At 68.4% G+C, this 16,727-nt stretch carries 13 protein-coding genes; 8 read left to right on the top strand and 5 right to left on the bottom strand.

Translation table 11 applies throughout. The features are described 5' to 3' along the window. Window positions 1–307 precede the first annotated feature (307 nt). The 4 genes from EJ913_RS24605 (at window position 308) to EJ913_RS24620 (ending at window position 4,914) form a co-directional block, all read left to right on the top strand. Complete coding sequence (locus tag EJ913_RS24605) at window positions 308–1,678, top strand: aspartate aminotransferase family protein (protein ID WP_127002901.1); 1,371 nt, start codon at window positions 308–310, stop codon at window positions 1,676–1,678. A 410-nt stretch (window positions 1,679–2,088) separates the two neighbouring features. Further along, window positions 2,089–3,303 carry a 5-aminolevulinate synthase gene (gene hemA / locus EJ913_RS24610; protein WP_127002903.1) on the top strand — a complete coding sequence of 405 codons (1,215 nt, stop codon included), beginning with the start codon at window positions 2,089–2,091 and terminating at the stop codon, window positions 3,301–3,303. Window positions 3,304–3,462: 159 nt separating this feature from the next. Next, window positions 3,463–4,008, top strand: a complete 546-nt coding sequence (locus tag EJ913_RS24615; protein WP_127002905.1) for a hypothetical protein — start codon at window positions 3,463–3,465, stop codon at window positions 4,006–4,008. A 129-nt stretch (window positions 4,009–4,137) separates the two neighbouring features. Next, window positions 4,138–4,914, top strand: coding sequence for an Hpt domain-containing protein (locus tag EJ913_RS24620; RefSeq protein WP_127002907.1), 777 nt, complete (start codon window positions 4,138–4,140; stop codon window positions 4,912–4,914). Window positions 4,915–5,097: 183 nt separating this feature from the next. On the opposite strand, the gene EJ913_RS24625 is transcribed toward EJ913_RS24620, so the two are convergent. The 5 genes from EJ913_RS24625 to secA form a co-directional block, all read right to left on the bottom strand. Next, window positions 5,098–5,550 carry an SH3 domain-containing protein gene (locus tag EJ913_RS24625; RefSeq protein WP_127002909.1) on the bottom strand — a complete coding sequence of 151 codons (453 nt, stop codon included), beginning with the start codon at window positions 5,548–5,550 and terminating at the stop codon, window positions 5,098–5,100. Window positions 5,551–5,668: 118 nt separating this feature from the next. Then, complete coding sequence (locus EJ913_RS24630) at window positions 5,669–5,917, bottom strand: DUF1272 domain-containing protein (RefSeq protein WP_127002911.1); 249 nt, start codon at window positions 5,915–5,917, stop codon at window positions 5,669–5,671. 181 nt (window positions 5,918–6,098) lie between these two features. Next, the gene (locus tag EJ913_RS24635; protein ID WP_127002913.1) at window positions 6,099–7,493 is read right to left on the bottom strand and encodes a DEAD/DEAH box helicase; all 1,395 of its coding nucleotides are present in this window, start codon (window positions 7,491–7,493) and stop codon (window positions 6,099–6,101) included. A 277-nt stretch (window positions 7,494–7,770) separates the two neighbouring features. Then, a complete protein-coding gene (gene mscL, locus EJ913_RS24640) occupies window positions 7,771–8,247 on the bottom strand; it encodes a large conductance mechanosensitive channel protein MscL (protein WP_127002915.1) in 477 nt (158 codons plus the stop codon). A 243-nt stretch (window positions 8,248–8,490) separates the two neighbouring features. Next, entirely contained in the window at window positions 8,491–11,214 is a 2,724-nt protein-coding gene (gene secA / locus EJ913_RS24645) for a preprotein translocase subunit SecA (protein ID WP_127002917.1), read from the bottom strand. A 311-nt stretch (window positions 11,215–11,525) separates the two neighbouring features. Between secA and EJ913_RS24650 the strand changes: the two genes are divergently transcribed. The 4 genes from EJ913_RS24650 (at window position 11,526) to recQ (ending at window position 16,680) form a co-directional block, all read left to right on the top strand. Next, entirely contained in the window at window positions 11,526–12,485 is a 960-nt protein-coding gene (locus EJ913_RS24650; RefSeq protein ID WP_127002919.1) for a peptidylprolyl isomerase, read from the top strand. A 200-nt stretch (window positions 12,486–12,685) separates the two neighbouring features. Beyond that, the gene (argJ, locus tag EJ913_RS24655; protein ID WP_127002921.1) at window positions 12,686–13,924 is read left to right on the top strand and encodes a bifunctional glutamate N-acetyltransferase/amino-acid acetyltransferase ArgJ; all 1,239 of its coding nucleotides are present in this window, start codon (window positions 12,686–12,688) and stop codon (window positions 13,922–13,924) included. A 5-nt stretch (window positions 13,925–13,929) separates the two neighbouring features. Continuing rightward, window positions 13,930–14,373 (top strand): (deoxy)nucleoside triphosphate pyrophosphohydrolase, encoded by a 444-nt coding sequence (locus EJ913_RS24660; protein ID WP_127002923.1) that lies wholly within the window; start codon window positions 13,930–13,932, stop codon window positions 14,371–14,373. Window positions 14,374–14,772: 399 nt separating this feature from the next. Beyond that, on the top strand, window positions 14,773–16,680 hold the full coding sequence (recQ, locus tag EJ913_RS24665; RefSeq protein ID WP_127002925.1) for a DNA helicase RecQ: 1,908 nt from the start codon (window positions 14,773–14,775) through the stop codon (window positions 16,678–16,680). The last annotated feature ends 47 nt before the right edge of the window (window positions 16,681–16,727 follow it).

A 16,727-nucleotide genomic window follows, 5' to 3' on the forward strand; every position in this document is an offset into this window, starting at 1 on the left:
TACAGAAAGCACATCGTGGAGAACGAGATGCTGAACGGCGAGACCATCCGCCTCGACGGCGCCATCCGCATGGCGCCGCAGTAACCGGACGCGCGCAGCTTGGTTTCGGAAACGGCCCCTTCGCGGGGCCGTTTTCCATTGGCCGCCCCCCCGCCAGCCCTCGCCGATGCCCGTCCGGCGCATGGCACGATTGATCGAAGCGCGGGTTTGTCGACGGACTGAACTGTGGGTATGATCCCCAAGGTGTTTAACAAATCGAACACCCGTATGAAAAATGCGGGTATAATCCATTGACAGGATGGGCAAGATGACCGCGACCGGCAACTCGGCGGCGAGCCGCGACAAGGCTTTCGTTCTCCACCCCTACACCAACCTGCACGCCCACGAGACGCAAGGCCCGCTGATCATCGAGCGCGGCGAGGGCGTGCGCGTCTACGACGACGCCGGCAACGCCTACATCGAGGCCATGGCGAGCCTGTGGTGCGTCTCGCTGGGCTGGGGGGAGGAGCGTCTGGTCCAGGCGGCGGCCAAGCAGATGCGCCAGTTGTCCAGCTACCACATCTTCGGCCACAAGTCGCACGAGCCGGGCATCGACCTCGCCGAAAAGCTGATCAAGCTGGCGCCCGTGCCGATGTCGAAGGTGTTCTTCGCCAATTCGGGCTCGGAAGCCAACGACACGGCGGTCAAGCTGATCTGGTACTACAACAACGCGCTCGGCCGGCCCGAGAAGAAGAAGATCCTGGCGCGGACGCGCGGCTACCACGGCGTGACGGTGGCGTCGGCCAGCCTGACCGGCCTGCCCAACAACCACCGCGACTTCGACCTGCCGATCGCCCGCATCCTGCACGCCGACTGCCCGCACCACTACCGCAACGCCCATCCGGGCGAGAGCGAGGAGGATTTCGCGACCCGTCTGGCCGAGCAGCTTGAGGCGCAGATCCTGGCCGAGGGGCCGGACACCGTCGCCGCGTTCTTCGCGGAGCCGATCATGGGGGCCGGCGGCGTGGTGGTTCCGCCCGCGACCTACTATGAGAAAATCCAGGCGGTGTTGAAGAAATACGACATCCTGCTGGTCGCCGACGAGGTCATCTGCGGGTTCGGCCGGACCGGGACTTTCTGGGGCAGCCAGACCCTGGGGATGCGTCCGGACATCCTGACCTGCGCCAAGCAGCTCTCCTCGGGCTACCTGCCGATCTCGGCGGTGATGGTGTCCGAGGCCGTCTATCGGGCCTGCGTCGACGAGAGCAAGAAGATCGGCACCTTCGGCCACGGCTACACCTACTCCGCCCATCCGGTGGCGGCGGCGGTGGCGCTGGAGACCCTGGCGATCTACGAGGAGCGCGACATCCTGGGCCATGTGCGCGACGTCGCCGTGCCGTTCCAGAAGCGGCTGAAGGCGCTGGCCGACCACCCGCTGGTCGGCGAGGTCCGAGGCACCGGCCTGATCGGCGCCCTCGAACTGGTCGCCGACAAGGCGACCAAGGCGAACTTCGACCCGGTCGGCCGGGCCGGGGCGGTGGTGAACACCCTTGCCCAGGAGAACGGCCTGATCGTCCGCGCCATGGGCGATTCCATCGCGCTCTGCCCGCCGCTGGTCATCGGCGAGGACGACGTTCATCAGGTGTTCGACCGCCTGACCACGGCGCTGGACGCCGCGATCCCGGTCCTGCGCGGGTAGGGGCTCGCCCCCTCCCCATCCCTCCCCCGCCTCCGGCGGGAGAGGGGACCGGAGCTTTGCGGAAGTCCAGCGGCAGTTCCCTCTCCCGCGAAGCGGGGGAGGGTCAGGGAGGGGGCAGGCGCGCCGCTCCCCCGCCCAATCCCGCACACGGGCATGGCCGGTCCACCACCACTAAACAGTCCATCCGCATCTTGGAAACGACTTGGCACACCCCAAGCGAAGGCGTGGCGCCGGGGTGGTGCGCGTTGTGCCAATGTCTCATTCGCACACGCTTGATTTCGGTCAATGCCGGATGGAACTTTCACGACGATGATGCCATCATGCCGTTGCGTGAGGTTGGGGCGGACGCGTTACACCGCTTGGGACCGGCGCGACACATCGTTGGTATGGCCGCGAACGGAACCCGCGCGATGGATTACGAGAGCTTCTTCCGCACCCAGATCGCCACCCTCAAGCAGGACGGCCGCTACCGGTTCTTCGCCGATCTGGCGCGGCAGGCGGGGAATTTCCCGACCGCGACCTTCCGCGACTCCCAGGGGCGCGAGCGGAGCGTGACGGTCTGGTGCTCCAACGACTACCTCGGCATGGGCCAGCACCCCGCCGTTCTGAAGGCCATGCACGACGCGCTGGACGAGGTCGGGGCCGGGGCCGGCGGCACCCGCAACATCTCCGGGACCAACCGCTACCACGTGCTGCTGGAGAAGGAACTGGCCGACCTGCACGGCAAGGACGCGGCGCTGCTCTTCACCTCGGGCTACGTGTCGAACGACGCGACGCTGACCACGCTGGGCAAGATCCTGCCCAACGCCGTGATCCTGTCGGACGCGCTGAACCACAACTCGATGATCACCGGCATCCGCAACTCCGGCGCCGAGAAGCACGTCTTCCGCCACAACGACCCCAAGCACCTGGACGAGCTGCTGTCGGGCATCGCGCCCGGCCGTCCCAAGGTGGTGGCCTTCGAGAGCGTCTATTCGATGGACGGCGACATCGCCCCCATCCATGACATCTGCGACGTGGCCGACAAGCACGGCGCGATGACCTACATCGACGAGGTCCACGCGGTCGGCATGTACGGTCCGCGCGGCGCCGGCGTGGCCGAGCGCGACGGCGCGATGGACCGCTGCACCATCATCGAGGCGACGCTGGGCAAGGCGTTCGGCGTCCAGGGCGGCTACATCACCGGCTCCTCGGCGCTGGTCGATTGCGTGCGCAGCTTCGCCGCCGGCTTCATCTTCTCGACCTCGCTGGCCCCGGTGCTGGCGGCGGGCGCGCTGGCCAGCATCCGCCACCTGAAGTCCAGCCAGACCGAGCGCGAGCGCCACCAGGAGCGCGCGGCCAGGCTCAAGCGCCTGTTCGCCGAGGCCGGTTTGCCGGTGATGCCCTCGGTCAGCCACATCGTGCCGCTGATGGTCGGCGACGCCCACCGCTGCAAGCGCGCCTCGGACGAGCTGCTGGAGCGGCACGGCATCTACGTGCAGCCGATCAACTACCCGACCGTCCCGCGCGGGACCGAACGCCTGCGCTTCACCCCGACCCCGCTGCACGGCGACGCCGAGATGGAGCGTCTGGTCGAGGCCCTGCTCGACGTGTGGAGCCGGCTGGACCTGCGTCTGGCCGCCTGAAAAATCCCTGCGCGAAACAGGCTCTTGGGCGGTACCGACATTTTGCCCCCTGGACAGACGCGGTGTGCGGCCCTAACTTGACGGGAGTGTTGCGATTGACTCGCAGCGCTCTCGTCTCGTCCCACCCGCCTGTCCCAACCGACTGTCCAGGGGTTTGCCATGTACCGTGACAACTCGCTGATGCCGAAGGAGGCCGTGCGCCTCGTCGTCCTGGGCACGCTGATCCAGGGCGGGCCGCTGCGCTACGCCGAGCTGGCCGGGTCGGTGCGTCATTTCCTCGACCGCATCGTCGGGCCGTCGCTCGACCTGATGGGCACCTCGCTGGAGATGCTGCGTTACGAGGGGCTGATCGAGGCGCTGGACGGCAGCGGGATGGAGGACAACGCGCTCCTCGGCCCGACCGACGCCGGCCGGGCGGAGTTCGAGACGCTGATGCGCGCCAACGTCCGCGCGCCCTCGGCCGAGGGCCTGAACAAGCTGGTCATCGCGCTGAAGCTGCGCTTCCTGCACCTGCTCGATGCCGAGTCGCAGCGCGAGCAGGTCGACAACCTCGCCATGCTCTGCGAGTCGGAGCTGGCGCGGCTGGGCGACCTGAAGCGCGCCAACACCGCCGACAGCGGCCATTTCGCCGCGTGGCTCGACCAGGACATCGCCCAGGCCGAGGACCGGCTGGCGTGGTTCCAGGACCGGCTGACCAAGCTGTAAGCGTTACCGTTCCGTTTCGGCCGTGTTGCGGGGACGCGACCTTTTCTCCTGGGGTCGCGCCGGGGTTTGTTTCGGACCCGGATTTTGTGTAGCCTAACGGCTTACCCCAACCTGCCGGAATGACCGCTCATGGCTTCGCTCCTGTCGACCGACGATCTTGAAGACCGCCTTCGCATGGAGTTCGTCGACGACGCGCGCGACCGCATGGAGGTCATGAACGCGGCGTTGAACGGCAAGGCCAAGGGCCAGCGCACCGACGCCGAAGTGATCGGCGTGCTGCGGCTGGAAGCCCACAATTTCAAGGGCATGGGCACGAGCTTCGGGTACCCCACGGTCAGCCTCGTGGCGCACCGGATGGAGGATTACCTCAGCGGCCTGAAGCAGCTCGACGCCAAGCAGCTCACCGACGCGCAGACCTTCATCGACCGCATCGCCGAACTGGTGGACCGCGCCGAGCAGCCGCTGCTGGCCGAGACCAACCGCATCATCCGCGCCCTGCCGGTCCGCTACGAGTTCCAGGTCACCGACGTCGAGGTTCGCAACGTCGAGATCATGCTGGTGACCCCGTCGAAGGTGATCGCCAAGAAGCTGGGGGCGGAGCTGGCGGCCTGCGGTTTCCGCACCGTGACGGTGACCGACCCCATCGAGTCGATCAGCCTCGCGGTCCGCGTGCCGCCGGACATGGTCATCGCGTCGATGGTGATGGACGGTCTGTCGGGGCTGGACCTGATCCGTGGCCTGCACGCCATGAGCGTCACGCAGAGCGTGCCGATGGCGCTGCTGACCTCGCTGAACCTCGACCACCCGTCGCTGAAGGAAATTCCCCACGGCGTGTCGGTCATCCGCGTCGGCGAGCATTTCGGCGACGATTTCGCGGCGGTGGTCGCCAAGCACAATCTGGGCTGAGGCCCGTTTGAAGCCCCTCTCCCCTTGTGGGAGAGGGGTTGGGGTGAGGGGGCGCAAGTCCCCTAACTTTCGCCTTCGGCGAATACCCCTCATCCCAACCCGCGAACCCATCGGACGCCTTTGGCGTCCTCCGGGATTCGCCCCGCAAGGGGAGAAGGGCTCCCTTCGCCGTAGAGATCCTACTCACCCCGGAATGGCGGTCGCCCCGACCTTGCCGCGCGGGGCGGCCTTGATCGACGGGCCGGCGTTGTCCGCCGGCTTGGAGATGGTCGTCGTCGTGCCGCGCGTGCCGGCCGGCGTGCTGCCCTTCAGCCGCAGCAGGTGCAGCCGCACATAGGCGGTCGACCCGGCGGCCTTGACCGCGATCCAGTCGCTGTTGCGCACGCGGCCCAGCACGGTCACCGCCTGACCCGCGCCGATGGTGGCGACGACGCCGCCGCCGGGCGTGGGCTGGGCCAGCAAGGAGGTGGGCTTGTCCGCCTCCCACTCGCCGTAGACCTTCTCCAACCCGGTTCCGCCGCTGGGCGCGCTGCGCACGTCGGGCGGGTTGGGGATGCGCTCGCGCGTCGTGCAGCCGGGGACCAACAGCGTGGTCAGGGCCAAGGCCAAGGGGACAAGATGCGCAGGCCGGATCATCGGACACCCTAGGGAAACGCTCAACCGTTGGCGCGACCATACAGGAGGAACGCCGCCCTTCGCCACCGCAGCGCACCCACAGGGGCTATGCGCTTTTTGGGGCAGGACCGCGCTTCGCTCAGAAGGCGGGCGGGCAGCCGCCGGGCTTCAGGGTGCGGGCGCTCGCCGGCGGGTTGGCGGCCAGCTTTTCCGTTGGGCGGATCGGGCGGCGGACCAGCTCGCCGCCGCAGTTGGGGCAGCGCTCGCCCGGCAGCCGGCTGCGGCAATCGCCGCAGAAGGTGCATTCGAACGAGCAGATGTAGGCGTTGGGCGACGCGGGCGGCAGGTCGCGGTCGCAGCATTCGCAGTTGGGGCGGAGTTCCAGCATGGGGCGCGGTCCTTCGTGGAGGGTGGCGACGGCACGAAGGATAGCCGACGGCGGACCGTCCCGACATTGGCGCGCTTGCCAACATCCATCAAGATCACGCCAATCCGCGCGCCCAAACGAAAACGGCGCGGCCCTCCGGAGAGAGCCGCGCCGTCGTCACGCCGGTGAAGGCGTCAGCGTGTTACCAGGACTTGGCGCGGGCCGGGGCCGGCTTGCCGTTGCCGTGCGACTCGCGGCGGGCGTGGTCCGGGCGCGGGCCGGCGTCCGAACGGTGGTTGTCCGAGCGGGCGTGCTCCGGACGGCCGCCACGGCCGGCGTAACCGCCGGGCTTGTTCTCGCCGCCGCCGTTGCCGTTGCGGTGCCACGGCTTCGGACCGCCGTTGCCGCTGGGACGGCCGCTGCCGTTGCGGGCGGGGGGACGGCCGCTGCCGGCGGTGAACGGACGCTGCGGCTCCAGGCCGGGGATCGTGTGGATCGCCAGCGTGGCGTTGGTGTAGCGCTCGATGCGGAACAGCGTCTCGCGGTCGGCGCGCGAGGCGAAGGAGATCGCGATGCCCGAGGCGCCGGCGCGGCCGGTGCGGCCGATGCGGTGGACGTAGTCCTCCGCCGAACGCGGCAGGTCGAAGTTGATGACGTGGGTGATGTCGCGCACGTCGATGCCGCGCGCGGCGACGTCGGTCGCCACCAGCAGGCGGACCTGCCCGGTGCGCAGACGCTGGAGCGTGCGGTTGCGCTTGCCCTGGTCCATGTCGCCGTGCAGGGCGGCGGCGGCGTGGCCGGCGAGGCTCAGTTCCTCGGCCAGCGTGTCGGCGTCGCGCTTGGTCGCGGCGAAGATGATGGCCTTGCCCACTTCCGGCTGCATCGCGATGTGCTGCAGCAGACGGCGCTTGTGGTCGAGGTCGTCGGCGTGGTGCAGGCGCTGCTCGACGTTGATCGCCGTCGCCTCGGTCTCCACCGCGACCCGCTCGGGGTTGCGCAGCAGGTTGCCGGCGAGGCCGGCCATGCGGCGGTCCAGCGTGGCGGTGAACAGCATGGTCTGGCGGGTCGGCGGGCAGCACTTGGCGATGGTTTCCACGTCGTCGTGGAAGCCCATGTCCAGCATGCGGTCGGCCTCGTCGAGGATCAGCACCTCGACGTAGTCCAGGTCGAGGCGGCGGCGCGACACGTGGTCGATCAGGCGGCCCGGCGTGGCGACGACGACGTCGACCGGACGCGACAGCAGGCGGAGCTGCTCGCGGTAGGGCATGCCGCCGACCACGTCCACGATGTTCAGCTTCATGAACTTCGCGTATTTGCGGGCGGCGTCGGTGACCTGCTTGGCCAGTTCGCGGGTCGGGGCCAGCACCAGCACGCGGGGGGCGGCGACGCCCAGGCGCGGCATTTCGGCGATGCGGGTCAGGGCCGGCAGCATGAAGGCGGCGGTCTTGCCGGTGCCGGTCTCGGCGGTGGCGAGGATGTCGCGGCCTTCGAGCGCCGGCGGGATGGCGGCGGACTGGACCGGGGTGGCGGTGATGTATTCGAAGGACTCAAGGGCCTTCAGGACGAGCGGGTGCAGACCGAGTTCGGAAAACGACAAAGGATTCAACCTTCTCAAGACAAGTCGGCACGCCCACGCGCGTCCGGATGACGAACGTGGGAGAAGCCGGCGGTTTCGCCGGGAGGAGGTCGAGAGGGAGAGGCGTCTATCCGAAGCACGAACCGCCCAACCCCGCCATTGTTTGGGGTGGACGCCCTGCGATATCAAAGCGCGTCTCGCTCAAGAGACGCGCGAGCCTCCAGCGATCAAGGATGCAGTACATAGTCTATCGCGTTGCACAAACCAAGATCTTTCCGAACGTTAAGCCCTGCGCTCCTCACGGGCTACCCATGCGCGTCGTGGCGGGGGGTGTCGGATGGCCGGGCGCGACGTCGGGCGGGACGGCCGGATGGTGGGCGCGGAGCGCGTCGCGGATCTCGGTCAGCAGGATTTCCTGGCGGGACGGACCGGCCTCGGCCTTGTGCATGAAGTGCAGGCGGTTCACTTGGCGCACGATCAGGAACAGCGCGCCCGAGACGATCAGGAAGTTGATGACCGTGTTGATGAAGCGCCCGTAATTGATGGTCGCCGCCCCGGCGGCCTCGGCCGCCGCGATGCTGTCGAAGCGCCCGCCGGACAGGCTGATGAAGTAGTTGGAGAAGTCGATCCCGCCCATCAGCCAGCCGATGGGCGGCATCAGCATGTCCTTGACCAGGGAGTTGACGATCCCGGTGAAGGCCGCGCCGATGATGATGCCGACCGCCAGTTCCACGACGTTGCCGCGGCTGACGAATTTCTTGAACTCGTTGAGCATGGTCGGGGGGTCCCTTGCCGTTCCGAAGGACGGAAACGGTCTCAAGGGTGCCATGGTTTCAACGGGGCGGCGCCTTGGGCGCGGTTATGGGGGGTAACACGGCCCCTCCATAGGGCCAAAGACAAGCCCCTCTCCCCTCGCGGGAGAGGGGTTGGGGTGAGGGGGCAAGCTTCCGCCTTTGGCGGAATACCCCTCATCCCAACCCTTCTCCCACAAGGGGAGAAGGGCTTTATTCGCTCGTCCTTACGCCAGACGGCCGTGGCAGTGCTTGAACTTCTTGCCCGAGCCGCAGGGGCAGGCGGCGTTGCGCTGGGTGGTCGCCATCACGTCGGCCGGGAGCGGCTGGTCCTCCGGAATCACGCCCGCCGGGGCCGGGGCGCGGACCATGCCGTCGGGAAGCTCCTCGCCGCCGGCCAGCGCCAGCGCCGGGTCGCTGCGGCCCTCGTGCATCTCCTGCATCTGGCGGGCGAACAGCTCCTCCGGCGAGGGCTGCATGCGGATCTCGACGTGCATCAGCACCGAGGTGACCTGCTCGCGCAGCGCCATCAGCATGGTGTCGAACAGCTCGAACGCCTCGCGCTTGTACTCGTTCAGCGGATCCTTCTGGGCGTAGGCCCGCAGGGAAATGCCCTGGCGCAGATGGTCGAGCTGGAGCAGGTGGTCCTTCCATTCCTGGTCGAGGATCTGCAACAGCAGGCTCTTCTCGACGTGCCGCATCGTCTCGGCGCCGTAGGCCTCCTCCTTCTCCGCGTATTTGCGGTCGGCGGCCTGCTGCACGCGCTCCTCGATCTCCGGCTCGGCGATGCCTTCCTCCTTGGCCCAGTCATGGACCGGCAGGTCCAGGCCGAGCAGGCGGTTGACGCCCTCGTGCAGACCGGCGATGTCCCACTGCTCGGAGTAGCTGTTCGCCGGGATCGCCGTCGCCACCATGTTGGCGACGATCTGGTGGCGCATCTCCTGGATTTCCTCGGCGATGTCGGCGCTCTCCATCACCTCGCGGCGCTGCTCGTAGACGACCTTGCGCTGGTCGTTCATGACGTTGTCGAACTTCAGCAGGTTCTTGCGGACCTCGAAGTGGTGCGCCTCGACCTTCTGCTGCGCCTTCTCCAACGCCTTGTTGATCCAGGGGTGGATGATCGCCTCCCCCTCCTTCAGGCCGAGGCGCTGGAGCATGCTGTCCATACGCTCCGACCCGAAGATGCGCATCAGGTCGTCTTCCAGCGAGAGGAAGAACTTCGAGGTGCCGGGATCGCCCTGGCGCCCCGACCGGCCGCGCAGCTGGTTGTCGATGCGGCGGCTCTCGTGCCGCTCGGTGCCGACGACGTAGAGGCCGCCGGCCTCCTTCACCTGCTCGCGGGCCACGGCGATCTCGGCCTCGATCCGCTTGATCGCGGCCTCGCGCTCCGGACCCTCGGGCATGTCGGCCAGCTCGACCTCGATGCGCATCTGGAGATTGCCGCCGAGCTGGATGTCGGTGCCGCGCCCGGCCATGTTGGTGGCGACCGTCACCGCGCCGGCGCGGCCGGCTTGCGCTACGATGTAGGCCTCCTGCTCGTGGTGGCGGGCGTTCAGCACGTTGTGCGGGATGCCGCGCTTGGTCAGCAGCTCGGCCAGCAGCTCCGACTTCTCGATCGAGGTGGTGCCGACCAGGACCGGCTGGCCGCGCTTGCGCGCGTCCTCGATCAGGTCGATCATCGCGTGGTACTTCTCGGTCGCCGACCGGTAGACCTCGTCGTCGTGGTCGATGCGCTTGACCGCGACGTTGGTCGGGATGTCCACCACTTCGAGGCCGTAGATCTCGCCGAACTCGGCGGCCTCGGTCAGCGCGGTGCCGGTCATGCCGGCCAGCTTGGGGTAGATGCGGAAGTAGTTCTGGAAGGTGATCGAGGCGAGAGTCTGGTTCTCGCGCTGGATCGTCACCTGCTCCTTGGCCTCCAGCGCCTGGTGCAGCCCCTCGGAGAAGCGGCGGCCGTCCATCATGCGCCCGGTGAACTCGTCGATGATGATGACCTTGTCATCCTTGACGATGTAGTCCTTGTCGCGCTGGAACAGCGTGTGGGCGCGCAACGCCTGCTGGGCGTGGTGGACCAGCGCCACGTTCTGGATGTCGTAGAGCCCGCCGGTCTTCAGCAGCCCGGCCTGGGTCAGCAGCTGCTCCATGTGCTCCTGGCCGATCTCGGAGAAGCTGACGGAGCGGTGCTTCTCGTCCTTCTCGTAATCCTCCGGGACCAGGCTGGGGATCAGCGCGTTGACCTGCATGTACATCTCGCCGGCGTCCGTCGACGGACCGGAGATGATCAGCGGCGTGCGCGCCTCGTCGATCAGGATCGAGTCGACCTCGTCGACGATGGCGTAGTTGAAGGGCCGCTGGACCATCTCCTCCAGGCGGAACTTCATGTTGTCGCGCAGGTAGTCGAAGCCGAACTCGTTGTTCGTGCCGTAGGTGATGTCGGCGGCGTAGGCGAGGCGGCGCTCGTCGTCGTCCAGGCCGTGCACGATGACGCCGGTGGAGAGACCCAGGAATCCGTAGACCCGGCTCATCCACCCACTGTCGCGGCTGGCCAGATAGTCGTTGACGGTGACGACGTGGACGCCCTTGCCTTCCAGCGCGTTCAGGTAGACGGCCAGCGTGGCGACCAGCGTCTTGCCCTCGCCGGTCCGCATCTCCGAGATCTTGCCCTGGTGCAGGACCATGCCGCCCAGAAGCTGCACGTCGAAATGCCGCTGGCCGAGCACGCGCTTGGCCGCCTCGCGCACGGTGGCGAAGGCGTCGGGCAGGATGTCGTCCAGCGACTCGCCCTTGGCCAGGCGCTCGCGCAGCCAGGGCGTGCGGGCCTTCAGATCCGCGTCCGACAGCGCGATCAGCGACGGTTCCAAGTCGTTGATCTGCTGGACGGTTTTGTGCAGCGCCTTGACCGCGCGCGTGTTGGCGGTGCCGAAAATCTTGCGGGCGAGAGCGCCGAACATGAAAACCTCGGAAGTAAAACGGAGTGTGGGCCAGCCTAATCGACGGGTCTGACATAGGACTATGGCAAGGCGCTGTCAACGAGCCCCGCCCCTTTGCGGCGTTGGAACACGGCGCGAAATCAGGGGGCGGGGGCCGGTGTGGGGCTGGTATTGGGGGACCGGCAATCACAGTTGTGTGACGGATCGAGGGACCGCTTGCCCGCCACGCGCGAGCCATGCTTAATCCTCGCGGAATCGGGCACGGAGCGGCGGATGGCTCCGGTGCCGCAGGGGCTTGCTTCGAGACCATCCGCGGAAGGAAAAGACACGTCATGGTGAATCGTATGTTCCGCACCGCGCTTCTGTCGATGGCGGCCTGCGGGATCGCGCTGGCGGCGCACGCCCAGACCCCGGCTCCGGCGACCCCTGCGGCCCCGGCCACCACGGCCGCCCCTGCGGCAACCCCCGCCGCCACCCCCGCTCAGGCCGACCCGGTCGTCGCGCGCGTCAACGGCGAGGAGCTGCACCGCTCCGACGTCAGCCGCATGATCGCCCAGCTGCCGCCCCAGGTGCAGCAGATGCCGGTCGAGATGATCTATCCGGCGGTGATCGACCAGCTGGTCAGCGGCAAGCTGGTCGCGGCGGCCGGCTACAAGGACAAGCTGGCCGATTCGGCCGAGGTCAAGGACGAGATCAAGCGCGCCGAGGAGCGCGCCGTGCAGCGCGCCTACATCCAGAAGGAAGTGAAGGCCCGCATCACGCAGAAGGCTCTGGACGACGCCTATCAGGCCTTCCTGAAGCAGAACCCGCCGCAGGAGGAGGTCAAGGCCGCCCACATCCTGGTCGAGAAGGAGGACGAGGCCAAGGCCATCATCGCCCAGCTCAAGAAGGGCGGCGATTTCGCCAAGCTGGCCAAGGAGAAGTCGAAGGACGCCGCCGCCGCCGCGCAGGGCGGGGATCTGGGCTACTTCACCAAGGACGCGATGGTCGAGCCCTTCGCCAACGCCGCCTTCGCCATGAAGCCGGGCGAGGTGAGCAAGGAGCCGGTGAAGACCCAGTTCGGCTACCACATCATCAAGGTCGAGGAGAAGCGCACCCAGCCCGCCCCGACGCTCGACGAGGTGAAGCCGCAGCTGGAGCAGACGCTGTCCAAGGACATCGTCACCGCCCTGGTCGACGAGCTGCGCGCCGGCGCCAAGGTCGAGACCTTCCAGATGGACGGCTCGCCGATGCCGGCCGCCCCGGCGGCCCCGGCCGACGCTCCGGCGGCCACGCCGGCGCCGGCCAAGTAAGGACGCGGGCTCCCTCCCGAAGCCCGTTGCCCCCTCCCCATCCCTCCCCCGCTTCGCGGGAGAGGGGGCCGGAGCTTCGGGGGCGTTCAGCGGCAGTCCCCTCTCCCGCCGCAAGGCGGGGGAGGGTTAGGGAGGGGGCCAGCTTCCCCGGCCTCAAGTCTTTCCACCGCCCACCCCACGCCCACGACGGGACTCCCCCCATGGCCACGACCCTCTCCCCCTTGGCTCCCGCCAGCTTCCCGACGCTGCCGCCCATCGCGGGCGTGCGCATCGCCACGGCGAACAGCGGCATCCGATACAAGGGCCGCGACGATCTGCTGCTGGCCGTGCTGGATCCCGGCACCGCCGTCGCGGGCGTGCTGACCCGCTCGCTGACCTGCTCGGCCCCGGTGATCTGGTGCCGCGACAGTCTGCCCAAGGGGTCGGCCCGCGCCGTCGTGGTCAACGCCGGCAACGCCAACGCCTTCACCGGCAAGGCGGGCGACGCCACCGTCCAGGCCACCGTCCAGGCCGCCGCCTCCATCGCCGGATGCGCGCCCGACGAGGTCTACATCGCGTCCACCGGCGTGATCGGCATCCCGCTCGCCCCCGACGCCATCGGCAAGTGCCTGCCCGGCATGGAGCCGGCTCTGGCCGCCGACTCCGCCGCCTGGGAGAAGGCGGCGCGCGCCATCATGACCACCGACACCTTCCCCAAGGGGTCCGTGCGCACCGTCACCATCGGCGGCACGCCGGTGACGATCGCCGGCTTCGCCAAGGGGTCGGGCATGATCGCGCCGGACATGGCGACGATGCTGGGCTTCGTCTTCACCGACGCCGCCATCGCCGCCCCCGCGCTCCAGGCCATGCTGTCGGAGTTCAACGAGCGCACCTTCAACGCCATCACGGTGGACGGCGACACCTCGACCAGCGACACGCTGCTGCTGTTCGCGACGGGCAAGGCCGGCAACGCCCCGGTCACCAGCGCCGACGCCCCTGAGCTGGCCGAGTTCCGCGCCGCGCTGGAGGATCTGCTGCTCGATCTGGCGCTCCAGGTCGTGCGCGACGGCGAGGGGGCGACCAAGTTCGTCGCCATCACCGTCAACGGCGCCGACAACGACGTCGCGGCCAAGCGCATCGCGCTGACGGTGGCGAACTCGCCGCTGGTCAAGACCGCGCTGGCCGGCGAGGACGCCAACTGGGGCCGCATCGTCGCCGCCATCGGGCGGGCCGGCGAGCGCGCCGACCGCGACCTGATCAAGATCACCGTCGGCGGCACGCTGATCTGCGCCGAGGGGATGGAAGTCCCCGGCTACGACGAGACCCCGGTCGCCGCCCACATGAAGGGCAAGGAGATCGAAGTGCTGATCGAGCTGGGCCTCGGCCAGGGCACCGCCAAGGTGTGGACCTGCGACCTGACCCACGGCTACATCGACATCAACGGCAGCTACCGGAGCTGACGCGGATGACCGCCTGTTTCGATCCCAGCTCCACCCCGGCGCCCGGCTCGCTGCCGGTGCTGTTCGTGGTCGCGGTGGCCCTGGTGGACGCCGACGGCCGCGTGCTGCTGGCCCAGCGCCCGCCCGGCAAGTCGCTGGCCGGTCTGTGGGAGTTCCCCGGCGGCAAGGTCGACGCCGGGGAGACCCCGGAGGCCGCGCTGGTGCGCGAGCTGAAGGAGGAGCTGGGGATCGACACGGCGGCGAGCTGCCTCGCCCCCTTCACCTTCGCCTCGCACAGCTACGAGAGCTTCCATCTGCTGATGCCGCTCTACGTTTGCCGGATCTGGGAAGGCGACGTCACCGCGCGCGAGGGGCAGCGGCTGGCCTGGGTCCGGCCCAACCGCATGGGCGACTACCCGATGCCGCCGGCCGACGTGCCGCTGGTGGCGATGCTGCGGGACCTTCTGTGACCCTGCGTTGAAAAGGCTCTTCGTCGGGAGTATGTTGCACGGAGATAGCCGGCGGATGCTCGCGACACCCGCCGACCACTCCTGATGCTTGGCGCCGTATCAGGCGGATCTCGATCCGCCATCTCTGCCACTGGAGCACCAGGAAGAAGGGCATCGTTTTCATGCCTTTTTTTCTCCTTCTGAAACGGCGGATGGACCACCCATCCGCCGTTTTCAGTTTGCACGCAGGAAAGGAATCGGCGTCATGGCTTCACACGCCTGCGTGGAGGACCACCGCTTGTCCCACCTGCCCGCCCGGCCGATCCCCGATTGCGGCTTTGCCGGTGGGGCGATCTGTGCCACATCATGGACTCTGAAACGCAAGCCGGCCCCCGGCCCCACCAACTGAACCGCATGGGCGTGGATTCGTTGTTCACATTTTCCCGCCGGGCCTCCAACGGGAGCTTCGGCGATGGTCCCGAGGCCGCGCTCGACGCGCTGCAATCGGTGTTCGGCTATGATTCCTTCCGGGGCCAGCAGGCCGAGATCATCGACCATGTGGTGCGGGGCAACGACGCGCTGGTGCTGATGCCCACCGGCGGCGGCAAGTCGCTGTGCTATCAGATCCCGGCGCTGGTCCGCGACGGCGTGACGGTGGTGGTCTCGCCGCTGATCGCCCTGATGCGCGACCAGGTCACCGCGCTGAAGGAACTGGGCGTCCGCGCCGCCTTCCTGAACTCCTCGCTGGGCGCCGCCGAGGCGCGCGAGGTCGAGCGCGACATGGTGCAGGGCGAGATCGACCTCGTCTACGTGGCGCCGGAACGGCTGGTGACGCCGCGCTTCCTCGACCTGCTCGACCGCACCAAGCTCGCGCTCTTCGCGCTGGACGAGGCGCATTGCGTGTCGCAGTGGGGCCACGACTTCCGCCCCGAATATCTGCAATTGTCGATCCTGCACGAGCGCCATCCGACGGTGCCGCGCGTCGCGCTGACCGCGACCGCCGACGTGCAGACCCGCAACGAGATCAAGGAGAAGCTGGGCCTGACCGAGGCCCGCGTCTTCCTGTCCAGCTTCGACCGCCCCAACATCACCTACCGCGTGGTCCCGAAGAAGAGCGAGCGCCAGCAGATGCTGGCCTTCCTCAACGAGAACCACCCGGAGGACGCCGGCATCGTCTATTGCATGTCGCGCGCGAAGGTGGAGGACACCGCCGCTTGGCTGAACGCCCAGGGGCGCGAGGCCCTGCCCTACCACGCCGGCCTTCCGGCGGCCGTGCGCGAGGCCAACCAGGACCGCTTCATCAAGAGCGAGGGTCTGGTGATGGTGGCGACCGTCGCCTTCGGCATGGGCATCGACAAGCCCAACGTGCGCTTCGTCTGCCACCTCGACCCGCCCAAGAGCCTGGAAGCCTACTATCAGGAGACCGGCCGCGCCGGGCGCGACGGGTTGCCGGCCAACGCCTGGATGTCCTACGGCATGGCCGACGTGGTGATGCTGCGCCAGATGCTGGAGCAGTCGGAGGCCGGCGACAGCCACCGCCGGGTCGAGCGCGGCAAGCTGGACGCCCTGCTGGGCTTCTGCGAGACCTCGGGCTGCCGCCGTCAGGTGCTGCTGAACTATTTCAACGAGACGCTGGCCGAGCCCTGCGGCAACTGCGACACCTGCCTCGACCCGGTCGAGATCTGGGACGGCACCGTCGCGGCGCAGAAGGCCCTGTCGGCGGTCTACCGCACGGGGCAGCGCTACGGCGCCGGGCATCTGATCGACGTGCTGCTGGGCAACACGACGGAGAAGGTGGCCCAGCAGGCGCACGACACGCTGAAGACCTTCGGCGTCGGCAAGGATCTGTCCAAGACGGAATGGCAGTCGGTCTACCGGCAATTGGTGGCGAACGGCTTTCTGACGGTGGATCTGGAATACGGTGGCTTCCGCCTGACCGACGCCGGGGTCGCGGTGATCAAGGGCCAACGGACGGTCGGCCTGCGCAAGGACCCGGTGCTGGAGCGCCGACGCGGCGTCCGCGACGCGCTGCGCCGCCAGAGCGGGCGCGGCGGGTCGGCAAGCGACGGCGTGTCGCGCGGCAGTGCCCGGGGGACGCTGTCGGCGGCCGACGACGCGCTGTGGCACGCGCTGCGCGACTGCCGCACGGGCCTCGCCAAGGAGCAGAGCGTGCCGCCCTACGTGATCTTCCACGACAGCACGCTGCTGGAGATGGTGAACCAGCGCCCGCGCAACCGCGAGGCCTTCGCCCATCTGCCGGGCGTGGGCGCGCGCAAGCTGGAGCGCTACGCCGACGCCTTCCTGGAGGTGATCCGGGAGCACGGTTGAGCGGGTGATTTTCCCAAATTGTTCGCTTGCATCCGGCAAAGCACGCC

It is taken from the genome of Azospirillum doebereinerae (genome assembly GCF_003989665.1).
Taxonomy (GTDB): domain Bacteria; phylum Pseudomonadota; class Alphaproteobacteria; order Azospirillales; family Azospirillaceae; genus Azospirillum; species Azospirillum doebereinerae.